Below are 13,845 nucleotides of genomic sequence, written 5' to 3' on the forward strand. Positions count from 1 at the left end.
TCGTTCTCCAATTTCGGTTCCTTTCAGGCGGCTGCCGAGGCAGCCTGCCGGAGGCTCAGCGCCTGTCCGATGTCGTTGATGTCCGGCCGGTCGCGGCCGCCAAGGTCGGCCAGGGTCCAACCCAGGCGCAGCACGCGGTCATATCCGCGGGCAGTGAGCACTCCCCGTTCAAGGGAATGGTCCAGAATGCGGGTGGTTGCGGGGTCGAGCCTGAGCTCGCCGCGCAGGACCCGTCCCGGGACCTGGGCGTTGGTTTCCATGCCCAAGTGGCGCAGCCGTTTCAGTTGCCGTCTGCGGGCCGCCCGGACGCGGCCGGCGACAGTTGCTGTGTTCTCTTCGCCACCGGACTGGCCGAAGTTCGCCAGGGAGACCCGTTCCACCTGCAGCTGGATATCTACCCGGTCAAGCAGCGGGCCGGACAGGCGCCCAAGGTACCGGCGGCGCATCGTAGGCGTGCAGGTGCACTCGATGCCCTTGCCCGAGGCCTTGCCGCAGGGACACGGGTTGGCAGCAAGGACCAGCTGGAAGCGGGCGGGGTAGGCCGCAGTGCCCGCCGAGCGGTGGATGACCAGTTCGCCGCTCTCCAGCGGCTGGCGGAGGGCATCGAGCACCCGGCGTTCGTATTCCGGAGCCTCGTCAAGGAACAGGATGCCCCGGTGCGCCCGGGACGCGGCACCCGGCCGCGGCAGCCCGGAGCCGCCGCCGATGATGGCGGCCGACGTCGCCGTATGATGGGGGTTCTCGAAGGGCGGACGCCGCACCAGCTGCAGCGAGGATGACGGCAGCTCGCAGAGGGAATGGATGGCGGTCACCTCCATGGCCTCGGTGTCGCCGAGGTCGGGCAGCAGCCCCGGCAGCCGCTCGGCCAGCATGGTCTTGCCTGCCCCGGGGGGTCTACGTGATGCATAGGTGTTGCGCTCTTGAACGTGGAGAAAAGATCCCTGCTAAATCAGCACAAACAGTCCCACCCCACTGCGATCACCACATGTTCACCAACCTTCGAGTTCCGACCCGCAATGGAAAGAGAGGAGATGCCTGACTCCCTGGCATTTCCTCTCTCACACATAGGGAGCCGATGGGCATGGCCAGACTTACCGCACCGCGCCCACCTGCGGCGACCGCCGAAGAGGCTGCCGGCGCAGTCGACAGCACGATTCCATCGCTGGCGTCCGCCCGCAGGGGCTGCAACCCCATCGGTTTTCCACATGCACCAAAACGCCCTTACCGGCGGCCGGCTTCCGCCACGACCTGGTAGATACCCATGTCAGGACGGTCATTCATCGAGAAAAAGGGCAGTCTCGATGCGCTCCGGGGCATGACCGTTGAGCGACCACCCACGCGTCCCTGGGATCTGGCTTGTGCCAGGCCAAGAAACTTGATGTGACGGGCAGCGCCACGGCACTCCATCCGTATCTCATCCCTGAGCCTGGCAGCCACCCGCCCGGCATACCACCCGCCGCGCACGGACAACAGCGAGCTCGGGCAATCCGGAAGAACCCATGCCCACGATGATCTCAGAATCACCATGGAATGGGTTCAAATCAAACCGTCACCCATCCCAAGAGCACTGGACACAGCCACGACAGGTCAGGGTCGTCTAACGGCTGTTGTCCGCCGGATCTGCAGGGTTCGAATCTGTTTCGTGCAGGCTTTCCTTGCTCCGCGCTTCCAGCTGGTGGCGTTCGAGTTTTTGTTCGGCATCCTTCCGCCGTTGCCCGAGAGCCTGCAGCTGCTCGCTGGTCAGGACTTCGTGATGGTGGCTATGTCCGGTTGTGTCGGCGTAACCGCGGGCCGGACGACCGGCCCTGCCGGAGTCGTTCTGATTCATGTTGGAATCGTCTCATGCCGTACCCTGACGGCACAGCCTCAACTTGGGTGCGGGACGGTGCCATAGGTGCCCTAACTGTTAAGACGGATCTGGGCTGCCGGGGCTGACCGAAACGGCGTCCTAGATTGATAACCGGTCCGTGTGTCCGGGGTTGTTGGCTTCGGGATCTTCGGGGCCCTGGAATGAGGGAGCGTTGGGCTCAGTCAGGTATTTCCATTTGGAAGCCACAGGAGCATTTCAGAACCCTGGTGCTGAGATAGACATCCAAAAGGGGCTCGCCGGGCTGTTCGGTGGTCATCGGGGCATAGATGTTGCGCGTTTCGGAACCGACGGTGTGCATGGGTTCGCCGCAGTGGATATACGCTCCGCCGAACTGCAATATCCCTGACGTCGTCCCGGGGCCAGGCCTGTTGAGGACGGCGGCGGTCTGGGCGACGGTGGCGGCGTGTGCGTAGAGGAAATCGCAGCCCAGACAGGTGTAGGAGACCTCGACCAGTCCTTCTTCAGGAGGAGAGGGCGGCTCGATGGGATCTATGGCGTCGATGATCAGGTGCTGGTCGGTGCGGCACCTGATGCACCAAAGCCTCTGCCCGTGGGGCCGCCGGGAATTGCCGGATCTATGGGCATCGGAGATGGTCGACATGGACGTGCTCCTTAAATCGTGGAAAGCTTCGGCCGCCTGTGTGCTTTCCGGCAGACCCGGGCAATGAGCTGTGTTCCGGCTTCAGGCTAGACCCCGGCGGAGAACCTGACAAGGAAACCTGTTCGTACCCTTCGTTGTCTTGATGCCCCGACGCCAGCGGTCTTTTGGGCCTTTTGGGTGGCTGCCCAGAGCCGTGATTCGGCCCGATGAAAACTATTGAAGCCATGGCACAACGTATAGGACGGTAGCCTCCACCTCAGGGAGGGTGATTCGGCTTTACTGCCGGTAGCCTTCTACTTCGCTGGCCGGCCGTGTAAGCGCCTGACCGGGGTCCGACTCGGCATTTTCTTTCGCCCTTCGCTGGCGTAACAGGTCCCAGCATTGGTCAAGGTCCTCCTCCACACGCCGTAACCTGACCCTGCGTTCTTCGTACGCTGCCTCCACGTCCTCCGATTCGGGTCCCACTGGCGCGGACGCGCGGAGTTGGTGTTCCTCGTCGACCAAGGCCTGAATCCGATCCAGGATGTCCTGATTATCCATCTCTCCACTCCCTGATATTTCCTTAGGAGGCAACGCTGTGTGGGTGCGGCGCCCTCCGCATTGCGGCGCCACGTGCTTTCACTACCGGCCGGGTTGGATGTTGCCGTCCTTCTGCCCGGTACGGTTCTTAGGGCCTGATGGGCGGATCCGTGAGTGGTGTCAGCGGTCCGGGATCAGGGACTGGACCAGGGTCTGGAACCGGTTCCTGGGCTGGATCGGGAGGAAAGGGATTTGTTGGGTCGGGGGATTCCGGTGCCGGCTCGGGCTGGGGTGGAAACGGTTCGGGCTCGTGTTGCGGCGGTAAGGTCATGGGTTCCTCCTTGGATTGGTCCGGGCATCTGTCCGAACGGCACATTCAGGGTATGTCTGGCTAAAGGCCCGGAACGGTGTCCTTAATGACGAGTGGTCCCGTAGAAATGATCGGTGCCTCTACGGGGGTGCGCTGTTTTCTGACCCCCGGGAGGATCACATCGGTTTGATGTTCTCCGCCTGCGGGCCTTTCGGTCCGCTGGTGATGTCGAACTGGACCTTCTGGTTCTCCTCCAGGGACCGGTAGCCGCTGCTGGCGATGGCGGAGTAGTGGGCGAAAACATCTGCTGACCCGTCATCGGGCGCGATGAAACCGAACCCCTTCTCGGCGTTGAACCATTTAACCGTGCCTGTTGCCATCGCTGTGTCCTTCAGTGCCTCTGCTTCTCCACCAGACTCAAAAGGCTGGCGCGGCGGAAGTTGTCTTTCGCTGCACCAAAGCTACGGTCCGGGACCCTGCCGCGCAAGGGCTATGGCTGTCAGACGCCTCCCACCTGAGCATTTCCGGCACGCCGTGGGGTAACCCCGACATCCGGTCTGCAGGCCCGCGATGCTGCGGCAAAGGGCATTCCGGGATATCGGATGCTTGCCCGGCAACAGACGGGGGTCTAGCCTGAATCGGGAGCACGGTTCCAGCAGATGGGCAGAAGCCTCCCTTGCAAAGGAAACAGTCAATGTCGACCATCTCCGATCCGCACCTCCCCGACGGCAGCCACCGGCAGGGCCAAGCGCACCCGCCTTAGCGTGGCCACTCCAGCACGCCATACACGCCGCCCGTACCGGGCTGTGCAGCAGCCACGCCGGGACCACAGAGCCAGCCGGAGGCATCGTGGCAGCCGCCCCGCAGGAGCCGTGGCGGTTAATCCCGGGACCAGGGTGTTGCGCCGCGGTTGTGGCTTCCCAGTGAAAATACCGAATAAACGCCCGCCCCGACCCGCGGAGATGGCAGCGGTCCGGTCCGGCCCCCTGCCCGGGAGCACGCCCAACCGGTCCGCTGTTGCGGCCCGCAACCAACAGGAGGAAGAGAATGGAAACCGTTGAAGAGACCATCGATGTAGCCGTGCCGGTGCGTACGGCTTATAACCAGTGGACCCAGTTTGAATCCTTTCCGGAATTCATGTCCGGCGTTGAATCCGTTACGCAGCTGACCGACACAACCAACCACTGGGTTACCAAAATCGCCGGGGTCGAACGCGAGTTCGATACCGAAATCATCGATCAGCAGCCCGATGAACGGATCGCCTGGCGCAGCGTCGACGGGAAATCCCACGCCGGCCTCGTCTCCTTCACTCCGCTCGACGCGGGCAACACCCGGGTCTCGGTCCGTTTTGAATGGGCACCGGAAACCTTCAGCGAAAAAGCCGGGGCCGCCCTGAACATTGACGAGATTCAGGTCAAAGCCGACATGCGCAAATTCAAGAGCTTCATCGAGACCAGGGGAACCGAAACCGGGGCCTGGCGCGGCGAAGTGGAGGACAGCGGCCCGACCGGACAGATCTAGAAACCCGCACACATCCAATGGAGGAGAATGCCATGACCACTGCACGCGAAATCATGACCGGCGGCGCCGAATGCATCGGGGAAAAGGAAACTCTCGAACAGGCGGCCCGGAAGATGAAGGACCTGGACGTCGGGTCCCTGCCCATCTGCGGGGAGGACAACCGGCTCAAGGGCATGCTGACCGACCGGGACATCGTCATCAAATGCCTCGCTGAAGGCGGGGACCCCCGCGCCGCCACGGCCGGGGAATTCGGCCAGGGCAAACCTGTGACCATCGGTGCCGATGATTCGATCGAGGAAGCCATCAGAACCATGCAGGAGCATCAGGTCCGCCGGCTCCCGGTCATTGACGGCCATGACCTGGTCGGGATACTCAGCCAGGCCGACATCGCCCGGAACTATCCCGAGGACCGGGTCGGGGAACTGGTCGAATTCATCTCCTACTAATACCGGGCCGAATAACACCGGACCGAGCCAGCCGCCCGTCACCGGACACAAGGAAGCGGGAAGCTCCGGCCACCGGCACACGGCCGCGCTGCACGGAGTCAGTGCCGCCAGGTGTTATGGCTCAGTGCCGGGCAAACCCCTGACGGCGTTTCACCCAGATAGCGTGCCCGCCCACCTCTTCGGCTCACACTGTCCGGGCGTTTCGCGATTCTGTTTCGAAACGACCGACATCATGGCAATCTGCGATACCTGCGGCAACGAGTACGACAAGACGTTCACCATCACCAAAGACGGCCAATCCGGGACCTTCGACAGTTTTGAGTGCGCCATCCACGCCATGGCCCCTTCCTGTGCACACTGTGGCTGTCGAATTCTCGGGCACGGGATTGAGGGGCCGGACGCGATGTACTGCTGCGCGCACTGCGCCCGCCACTCCGGCGATATGGAGGCAACTGACCGGACATAGAGACCCCGGCACGGTGGCCCGGTCATCTGCCATACGGGAGCCGGGCAACTCTTCCTGCCCCTGGCCAAGCCCAAAGGCGGCAGCGAAACGCAGAAGGGTGCTTCCGGGCCGGGCGCAACTTTTGCCGCAGGGACGTCTGGAGTCAGTCGGCGTCCTCGCGAGGACCGACGACGGGTCTGTGAGCCGCGGAATGGGGGGTACCTGGGCTCTGCCGCCGCCGGCCGGTTTCCAGTCTACGCTCGTGCCGGCCGACAGGATCTGGCGTCTGAGGTGCGGTTCAGCGTTCTCCCGGCATGTCCGGCCCGGGAGTCCAGCGGAGCAGCACGGCCGCATCCGAGCCGCTGGGGATGGCGGTGTCCGGGACGAATTCCAAGTGGGCGTGGGTCAGGACGGCTGCCCGGATGAGGGCTGCCGCGGCCGGGGCTTTCCCCAGGATACCGGCTGTGAGCGCTTCGTCTTCTGCGACGGCGATCCAGGGGCTGGCGTCCAGGACCAGCAGCTCGCGGCTGGGCTGGCGATCCGGATCTGTGGCGGTGTTCTCCGCACCGGGGTCGGCTGTGAGCGCCTGACTCAGAACGAGAGTGTCGACCTGCGCCTGCTGGAGGGCGTGAACGACGGCGGTGAGGCCGAAGGCCGCTTTGCGGCCGTGGTGTCCTTTCTCCTCCTCTAAACGCTCCAGCAGCCGATGCTGGCCGTGCGCCTGGCTCTCGGCCAGCATCTTCTCCACCACGGTGTTCATCACCTCAGGGTCCGCGCCGCCGGCGCGGGTGTGGGAGTCCACCGTGGCCGCTATGGCCTGGCTGGCCTCGGACAGCTGGCTCAGGACCAGGTTCCGGGCCCGTTCATCTCCACCGATCGCAATGGCCGCCGGGTGTTTGGCGAGCACCAGCTTGTCGATCTGCGCGGCGGCCTCTTCGGCGTTCTTCCGCCACACTTCCTCGGTCCGGTGCTGGTATTGGCCCTGGGACCAACCGCCGCCGGGGACCTCTGCCATGTCATCACCCTCTACGGTCCGCCGGGCATAGGACAGCGCGATGTCGGCCCCTGATCTGTCTACGCTGGCGGTCACGACCGGCAGTTCCATCGCGCCGTGCCTGGTCAAAGGCAGCAGATCCGGAATGACGCCGACAGCGACGTGCGGACTGTCCACCCGTTGACCCGGCAGAACCCGGTCCAGCTCGACCCGGCCCTGGCGGATGAGCAAGAACCGGGCTGCCGGGTTGCCGGTTCCCTCCGCTGGCCGCAGGGCATCTTCCGCCGCCGCGGCGTCGTCCTTGGACGCGCCCGATGCCAGCAGCGCATCACGGATTTGCCCGGGTCTGACGTCCAAAGCTTCCAGGGAATCAACCGTCCCGGTACCGACGTCGGCGAGGACGGTGCACCAGGGTCCCTCTTTGCCGTACAGCCCGGAGTAACCAGTCAGATCGTTCTCATGGTCGATCACTGTTCCTGGCCGGGCCGCTGATCGGGGTCCCCTGCTGCCGGGTTCTCCGCGGCAGGGTCCGGTGCCTCAGGCAGGTTTTCCCGGATCGCTTCCTGGACCTCTTTGCTATCGGTGTCATCGGGAAGGGGTTCGGTTTCCCGCCATTCCTCCGCGTGCCCGGAACGCCCGCCCTGGCCCAGCGCCTGGCTTTCCTGTTTCATCTTGTCATCCACGTGCTGACCGTGCGTGGTGTTCCCGCGTTCAGTCATTGCCCTATTCCCTTCTCTCGCTACGGGCTGCCGGACTGCTCAGGCGGCAGCATAGATACTTAGGCCGTGAGCACCACGTTCGTGCGCCCGTTCACCCGCCAGGCGAACTTGTCGTATAGGCACCGACCACTTCCTTCAGGACCATTTCAGGTGTGACGATCCAGGAAGGGCTGGACCTTCCCGGATGATCGGGTCGCACAACTCCCTGATATACCCATTAACCGGGTACCCCGCCATCGATGATGCCGATGCCCTTGGTTTTCCGTCGGCGCAGGCCATACCTGCTCATTTAGTAAGGAAACTGATCATCACAACTTTCAACTACAGGAAGCCTGCGTACACCCCTCCCGACGCTCAGGCCATGGTCCCGAAGGGGCCTCCGGGACCGGGAGACCGGTCCCAATGGTTGGCGAGACCGGTTCCAATGGTTGGCCGGGATCCGTCACGAATCCAGCGGTGGCAAGTGCATGTGCATCATCAGCCCGCCGTCATAGTTTCGTGGAGTGCAGCTCCTTCGGGTTCAGAGTTCTCAATGGCAGCGGGCTTAGGCATTTGGTAGGTGGCCTGTGACGACCTCAAGGGTCCTCTCGATGCGGATCCACCGCATAAGCTCGCTTGGGAATCGAAAGTCTCACCGGGGGAACAAGAGCCGCTCCGGATTCGTTGGATACGCGATGACAACACGGATCGGGGAACGGGTCATGGCAACTGCTGATTACGATGAGCTACGCACTGATGTTAAGGAATCACAGGACAAGTCACTGGAGGCCTTGAAGTCGGCCAACGCCCCGGACGCGCGCAGCGTGGTGCGCGAACTGGAGGCACCCGATGATGTTGATGACCTCGGTGCCCCGGGTGGAGAAATCGTTGCTGATGAACTCATCGTCCAGGTCGTCCCGCAGGCAGCGGACGAGTTCACATGCCACTCCTGCTTCCTGGTCAGACATCGCTCCCAAATGGTCCGGGAGAAGGATGGCCACCAATATTGCCTGGAGTGTGAGAGTTGATGGCCGCAGCAAGTCGTTCGAGCTGAGGTTCAGCAGCGTTACCAGTACATGTGGCACGCGAAGGTCATTGGCTGCCGCGCCGTAAATACCGAGGGCTCTCCGGTCGATATGCACGATAGAAACGGGGAGGAAGCGACGGATTACAGCGGCTTCGGTGGATCAGGTCCGAATTGTCTTCAATGCTGTTGACCAGGAGATCAGCTGTTCCAGCAGCGGTTCCAAGGCTTCTTCGGCACTTTCACTCGGCGTGAAGGTCGCAAAGTTCTCGAAGTCAGTGGCGAACGGCAAAGCCACTTGGGCACGAACGTCGGCCATTTGCAGCTCACCCGCTATCAGGCGCAGATTTTCAACTGCTCGTACGCCGCCGGCGCTTCCGTAACTGACGAAACCGGCGGCCTTGTTGTTCCATTCGGCGTAGAGGAAATCCAGGGAGTTCTTCAGGACACCGGGAATTGAGTGGTTGTACTCGGCCGTCACGAAGATGAATCCGTCGAACCGTGAAATCGTCCTGGCCCAGACTTTCGTGTGCTCGTGCTTGTAGTTCCCCATTGAAGGAGGCATCGGCTCATCCAACAGCGGCAGCTCGTAGTCGGCCAGATCCAGCATCTCGAAGTCCGCGCCTCCTCGACTGGTGGCACGGGAAAGCACCCACTCGGCAACCTGCCTGCTCCGGCGTCCGGGCCGGGTGCTGCCAACAACCACCGCGATGTTCACCATTGAAACCGCTCCCCCTCTGATGGTTCCCTGCAAGGCCACGGACAATGCCGGCATGAGTGGATGTGCTGCGCACCCCATGGAATCTATGCCGTGCAGGCCCAGCGAACCAGCGCCCGCTCTCCATTGTGGAGTGGGTGTTTATCCGCTGCTGCGCCGGTCTGTGGGTTCCTGTGGCTGGCCGAGGGTGTCTTTGACCTTGCCGGCCAGCTGCTGCATGATTGCCTCGCCGATGGAGCCGTCGTCCAGGTCTTCGGTTCCGCCTCGCAGGATCTCGAACAGGAGCCGCTCCGCGTAAGGTGCTTCCCGCCCGAGGTTGTAACCGACGGTGTTTTGCTCGGAGGTGTGGCGGGCTCCTTGCACGTCCCGCTTTCCGGTAACGAGCTCATGCACCATGTTCAGTCCCAGGACGTTGGCGGCTTCGGAGTCGCAGCGGGCGGAGACCTCGCCCCTCGTCCGATCGACGAGGATGGAGCCGTCGAACTCGGCGATGGCACTGATGACGTGCGGCGGGACGCGGTAGTCGATGGTTTGGGTCAGGAAGTCGGTGTGCACCGTAGGCCAGTTGTGAACGACGGCGTCGCTGGTGATCTCGGTCCGCTTCCACGGCCCGTTCCGGTGCCAGGTCAGGCGTGTGGGCGTCGCCTCGTTGGGCGGGCCGTACTTGGCCAGCATCTGCTCGGCCACCTTCTTCTGTGCTTCCGGCCAGTCTTTGATCACGGCTACCGCGTCTGCCTCTTCCACCGTCAGCTCAACGCCTCGCTGAGTCTCGTGCTCGCCCTTGGCCTTATACCTGATCCCTTGTGCCACGGCACGTCCGGCCGTGGCCAGGCGCTCCCCCGTATCCAGGTCCTTTGGCTGGAACTCCGGGGCTGTTTCGGACATCTCGCCCACCTTCTCTCAGAAACATCGTGCAGGGTCTCTAATCCGGCATTCCCTGCATATTTTGACAATAGACAGTGGCGATAGAAAGATCCATACTTGCCCCAGGCACAGCCGGATGACTTGTTGGAGCGGCGCAATGACCAGGGTGCACCGGGGTCCCAAAGCCCTGACCTGGCTGATCAACGCCCTGGGCGAGCCCACCAGACGCCGGGCCTACGAAGCTGTCCGGGAAGCCCGCGCGCCGATGTCCCGGGCCGATGTGGCCCAGGTCCTTGGCATCGGGGTCCGGCTCGCGGCGTTCCACTTGGACAAGCTGGTAGATGAAGGGCTGCTCAGCGCCTATTACGCCCGGCAGGCGGGCCGGCGCGGCGGACCGGGCTCGGGAAGGCCGCCGAAGTGGTACGTGGCCGGGGCGAATGGTTTCGACATCACCCTGCCGCCGCGCCGCTACGATGTTGCCGCCCGTATCCTGCTGCGGGCCGCTGCCGGGCCCGAGGGCAGGCCGGCCGGCATCGTCGACGCGGCGCGCAGCTGCGGCCGAAGCCTGGCAGAGCGGGCACCCGGCCAGGATCTTGAATCGCTGCTGTCCGGTCTTGGTTACGAGCCAAGGCCGGTATCCGGGAACTGTACTGACCTGCTCAATTGCCCGTTCCACGAACTCGTCGAAGAGGACCGGAATTTAGTGTGTTCCCTGAACCTGGCCCTCCTCCGAGGGGCCACCGACGCCCTGAAGGGCTCTCATGTCGTAGCAGTTCCGGAACAGCGGCCGGGCTATTGCTGCGTCAGGCTGATTCCTCATGGAGATCCCACCACGACCGACAGCGGCCAGGGCTGAAGGAAGAGCCTAGCGTCTAACGGCAACCGGGGCTAGTGTTGCAATGGAGGCGAAGTCGTCTTCGCCTCCTCAGGTTATTCGTCAATGGAGGCGGACATGGAAAGCAGGGCAAAAGCCGCAGGGCACGCCATTCACCAGCAACTGGTTGTCTTTCCCTTGGGGCTGCTCACCGCGGCGGTCGTGTTCGACGTCATCGGCCTGCTGAGCAATAACGGACAGTTCACTTCAGCGGGGTACCTGATGATCGCCGCAGGCGTCCTGACTGGACTGCTCGCGGCCGTATTCGGGCTCATCGATCTCCTGGCCGTTCCGAAGGGGACCCGCGCCAAACGCATCGGCTGGCTCCATGGAAGCGGGAACACCGTAATGATCGTGTTGTTCGCTGTCAGCTGGTTCCTGCGCGGCACCGTCGAGGACAACATGCCCTCCACCTTGGCCTTTGTGCTTGAACTGATCGCCGTCGTCATCGCTTTCGGCACGGGCTGGCTCGGCGGAGAACTGGTTAGCCGGCTGGGAGTAGGCGTTGACGACGGCGCCAACCTCAATGCCCCGGCCAATTTCTCCACCGGCATCTTCCTCAAGCGTGGAGCACGCCGCGCCGGCTAACGACCGGGATCCCTTCAATGCATAGCTTTAGTCGAGGAACCGGATCGGGAGGAAGCTCGTGACCTCAGTATGGCTGGATCGACCCCGTACCTATACCGCCGATCCGTTCACCCCGGAAGCGGATTTTGACACCGTCATAGCCGGAGCGGGAATCACCGGACTGGCGACTGCCGTTCTGCTGGCCAGGTCAGGACGGCGGGTCGCGGTCATGGAAGCCAGAACCGTGGGGCCGGGACGACAGGCAATACGACCGCGAAACTGACCCTCCTCCAGGGAACCATCCTGTCCGCGTTACGGCGACGGCATTCCCAGAAAACCGTCAACGCCTACGTCGAAGCCAACAGGGTAGGACGGGCGTGGCTTCTGCGGTTCCTGGCTGACAGCTCCGTGCCGTACCAGCACCGCGATGCCTATACCTTCGCGATGACGGACGACGGAGTCCAACAGGTCGGGTCCGAATTGTCGATCGCCCGCGCCGCCGGCCTTGATGTCGTCGAGGCATCGGATACCGAACTGCCGTTCAGCACCCGCAGCACGATCCGCCTGGCTGATCAGGCACAGTTCAACCCCATGGACGTCATGGAGGCTCTCATTGCGGATTTCCGCGCACAGGGCGGGGTACTCATCGAAGGCCTAAGGGTCCGGAGCGTCAGTACGGAGAATCGCGCCACGGTGTTCACCAGCGCCGGGCATGTCCGTGCTGACCGCGTCGTGCTGGCCACCGGCATCCCGGTCCTTGACCGCGGCCTGTATTTCGCCAAGGTCAAGGCGTCCCAGTCCTATGCTGCGGCGTTACGCGTTCCTGCTTCGACCCCCATTCCCCGGGGGATGTACCTCTCGGCTGAATCCCCGGGCCGTTCCCTGCGCACCTATCCCACGGATAGCGAGGAATTGCTGGTGGTCGGCGGCAACGGACACCAGGTAGGCAGGGAACCCTCCCCCAAGCGCCGGCTGAATGAGTTGCTGGATTGGGCAGCTCACCACTTCCCGGGAACCGAAGTCACCCACACCTGGTCAGGCGAAGACTACCGGGCGACGAACCTGATGCCCTTCTTCGGCAAGATGCCCCGCGGACGCGGGAAGATCTTCCTGGCCACCGGCTACAACAAATGGGGCATGACCAACAGCATCGCAGCTTCGCTCGCGATCAGCGCCGAAATCCTAGGCGGCCATGTCCCCTGGGCAGACACCATCCACAAGCGGACGACGTCACCGGCAGGAGCTGCAGCAGCGGTGGCATTGAACGCCGACGTCGCCAGGACCCTCTCGGAAAGCTGGGCGAAGGCGGAACTGACGAAGCCCGAAACCGGCTCCGGGACGGTGCCGGCCGAAGGTGAGGGCACCGTTGTCCGCAAGGACCGGAAGCCTGTCGCCGTTTCCACGGTCGACGGCGTCACCTGCCGCGTCTCGGCCGTGTGCACTCACCTGGGTGGAATCCTCAGCTGGAACGATGCCGAAAAATCCTGGGACTGCCCCCTGCACGGCTCACGCTACTCCCCCACCGGAGAAGTGCTCCAGGGCCCGACAACTAAAAACCTCGCCGTCCTGGACTAGCCGGGTCTCCGGCTGACGGGCCGCCAGGTGCACTGAAGGGAAGGTTGACCATGGCATCACCAACAGTTGGGGACTATCTGCTCGACCGGATTCGTCAATGGGGAGTGGACAAAGTCTTCGCCTACCCGGGCGATGGGATCAACGCAATCGTGGCAGCCTTCGGAAAGTCCGGAAACCAGCCCAAATTCATTCAGGCCCGGCATGAAGAGATGTCTGCCCTTGAGGCGGTCGGCTACGCCAAATTAACCTCAAACGTCGGAGTCTGCCTGGCCACCTCCGGTCCCGGCGCCATCCACCTGCTTAACGGTCTGTATGACGCCAAGCTCGACCATGTCCCCGTCGTGGCGATCGTGGGCCAGACGGCACGGAGCGCAATGGGCGGCTCGTACCAGCAGGAAGTGGACCTGCTCACCCTCTTCAAGGACGTCGCCTCCGACTACGTCCAGATGGTCACCGTCCCGGAACAATTGCCCAACGTGGTCGATCGGGCCATCCGTGTCGCCCTCTCCAGACGGGCTCCAACTGCGATTATCATCCCGGCCGACGTTCAGGAACTTGAGTACACACCGCCCGAGCACGCGCTGAAGATGGTTCCCTCCAGCCTGGACATCCGGCCCCCGGAGGTCCTCCCGGCCGAAGAAGCAATCCAGGGAGCCGCTGAACTGCTCAATCAAGGAAGGAAAGCCGCCATCCTGATCGGGCACGGTGCCCGCGGCGCAGCAGCGGAAGTGGAGCAGGTGGCAGACCTGTTGGGGGCAGGCGTGGCCAAGGCACTGCTCGGCAAGGACTCCCTGCCTGACGACCTGCCCTACGTCACCG

General features: G+C 63.3%; 17 protein-coding genes and 1 pseudogene. 9 read left to right on the forward strand and 9 right to left on the reverse strand.

The genetic code is table 11. The features are described from left to right. Positions 1 to 23 precede the first annotated feature (23 nt). From J7E80_RS20380 to J7E80_RS20400, 5 genes and pseudogenes are all read right to left on the reverse strand, one after another. Positions 24 to 893: pseudogene (locus tag J7E80_RS20380) on the reverse strand (YifB family Mg chelatase-like AAA ATPase); the annotation flags it as partial. Between the two features lie 704 nt (positions 894 to 1,597). Further along, the gene (locus J7E80_RS20385) at positions 1,598 to 1,828 is read right to left on the reverse strand and encodes a hypothetical protein (RefSeq protein WP_215054041.1); all 231 of its coding nucleotides are present in this window, start codon (positions 1,826 to 1,828) and stop codon (positions 1,598 to 1,600) included. A gap of 199 nt (positions 1,829 to 2,027) precedes the next feature. Further along, positions 2,028 to 2,471 carry a hypothetical protein gene (locus J7E80_RS20390; protein ID WP_215054042.1) on the reverse strand — a complete coding sequence of 148 codons (444 nt, stop codon included), beginning with the start codon at positions 2,469 to 2,471 and terminating at the stop codon, positions 2,028 to 2,030. A gap of 276 nt (positions 2,472 to 2,747) precedes the next feature. Next, positions 2,748 to 3,011, reverse strand: a complete 264-nt coding sequence (locus J7E80_RS20395) for a DUF2630 family protein (RefSeq protein ID WP_215054043.1) — start codon at positions 3,009 to 3,011, stop codon at positions 2,748 to 2,750. A 465-nt stretch (positions 3,012 to 3,476) separates the two neighbouring features. Continuing rightward, positions 3,477 to 3,680, reverse strand: a complete 204-nt coding sequence (locus J7E80_RS20400; protein ID WP_215054044.1) for a cold-shock protein — start codon at positions 3,678 to 3,680, stop codon at positions 3,477 to 3,479. Positions 3,681 to 4,347: 667 nt separating this feature from the next. Here J7E80_RS20400 and J7E80_RS20405 point away from each other — a divergent pair. From J7E80_RS20405 to J7E80_RS20415, 3 genes are all read left to right on the forward strand, one after another. Then, positions 4,348 to 4,821, forward strand: a complete 474-nt coding sequence (locus J7E80_RS20405; protein WP_215054045.1) for an SRPBCC family protein — start codon at positions 4,348 to 4,350, stop codon at positions 4,819 to 4,821. 32 nt (positions 4,822 to 4,853) lie between these two features. Next, complete coding sequence (locus tag J7E80_RS20410; RefSeq protein ID WP_215054046.1) at positions 4,854 to 5,267, forward strand: CBS domain-containing protein; 414 nt, start codon at positions 4,854 to 4,856, stop codon at positions 5,265 to 5,267. Between the two features lie 232 nt (positions 5,268 to 5,499). Beyond that, a complete protein-coding gene (locus J7E80_RS20415; protein WP_215054047.1) occupies positions 5,500 to 5,733 on the forward strand; it encodes a hypothetical protein in 234 nt (77 codons plus the stop codon). 277 nt (positions 5,734 to 6,010) lie between these two features. Here J7E80_RS20415 and J7E80_RS20420 read toward each other — a convergent pair whose 3' ends face one another. Beyond that, positions 6,011 to 7,177 (reverse strand): Vms1/Ankzf1 family peptidyl-tRNA hydrolase, encoded by a 1,167-nt coding sequence (locus tag J7E80_RS20420; protein WP_215054048.1) that lies wholly within the window; start codon positions 7,175 to 7,177, stop codon positions 6,011 to 6,013. After that, positions 7,174 to 7,425, reverse strand: coding sequence for a hypothetical protein (locus tag J7E80_RS20425; RefSeq protein WP_215054049.1), 252 nt, complete (start codon positions 7,423 to 7,425; stop codon positions 7,174 to 7,176). Before J7E80_RS20425 ends, J7E80_RS20420 begins: the two co-directional genes overlap by 4 nt. Positions 7,426 to 8,126: 701 nt before the next feature. Between J7E80_RS20425 and J7E80_RS20430 the strand changes: the two genes are divergently transcribed. After that, complete coding sequence (locus J7E80_RS20430; protein WP_215054050.1) at positions 8,127 to 8,432, forward strand: DUF4193 family protein; 306 nt, start codon at positions 8,127 to 8,129, stop codon at positions 8,430 to 8,432. Between the two features lie 159 nt (positions 8,433 to 8,591). Here the strand turns inward: J7E80_RS20430 and J7E80_RS20435 are convergent, their stop codons facing one another. Together J7E80_RS20435 and J7E80_RS20440 are read right to left on the reverse strand one after the other, a co-directional pair. Continuing rightward, positions 8,592 to 9,149 carry an NADPH-dependent FMN reductase gene (locus J7E80_RS20435; protein WP_215054051.1) on the reverse strand — a complete coding sequence of 186 codons (558 nt, stop codon included), beginning with the start codon at positions 9,147 to 9,149 and terminating at the stop codon, positions 8,592 to 8,594. A gap of 138 nt (positions 9,150 to 9,287) precedes the next feature. After that, a complete protein-coding gene (locus J7E80_RS20440) occupies positions 9,288 to 10,031 on the reverse strand; it encodes a hypothetical protein (RefSeq protein ID WP_215054052.1) in 744 nt (247 codons plus the stop codon). 136 nt (positions 10,032 to 10,167) lie between these two features. Here J7E80_RS20440 and J7E80_RS20445 point away from each other — a divergent pair, with 136 nt between their 5' ends. The 5 genes from J7E80_RS20445 to J7E80_RS20460 form a co-directional block, all read left to right on the forward strand. Continuing rightward, positions 10,168 to 10,866 (forward strand): metalloregulator ArsR/SmtB family transcription factor, encoded by a 699-nt coding sequence (locus tag J7E80_RS20445; RefSeq protein WP_215054053.1) that lies wholly within the window; start codon positions 10,168 to 10,170, stop codon positions 10,864 to 10,866. Between the two features lie 96 nt (positions 10,867 to 10,962). Then, positions 10,963 to 11,472, forward strand: coding sequence for a DUF2231 domain-containing protein (locus J7E80_RS20450; RefSeq protein WP_215054054.1), 510 nt, complete (start codon positions 10,963 to 10,965; stop codon positions 11,470 to 11,472). A 58-nt stretch (positions 11,473 to 11,530) separates the two neighbouring features. Continuing rightward, entirely contained in the window at positions 11,531 to 11,734 is a 204-nt protein-coding gene (locus tag J7E80_RS24740; RefSeq protein ID WP_396020820.1) for an FAD-dependent oxidoreductase, read from the forward strand. A 20-nt stretch (positions 11,735 to 11,754) separates the two neighbouring features. Then, positions 11,755 to 13,026, forward strand: coding sequence for an FAD-dependent oxidoreductase (locus J7E80_RS20455; protein ID WP_396020821.1), 1,272 nt, complete (start codon positions 11,755 to 11,757; stop codon positions 13,024 to 13,026). Between the two features lie 50 nt (positions 13,027 to 13,076). Further along, positions 13,077 to 13,845, forward strand: a 769-nt coding sequence (locus J7E80_RS20460; protein WP_251037157.1) for a thiamine pyrophosphate-binding protein, incomplete at its 3' end; no start/stop codon positions are given.

Source organism: Arthrobacter sp. ISL-28, assembly GCF_018613875.1.
Taxonomy (GTDB): Bacteria; Actinomycetota; Actinomycetes; order Actinomycetales; family Micrococcaceae; genus Arthrobacter.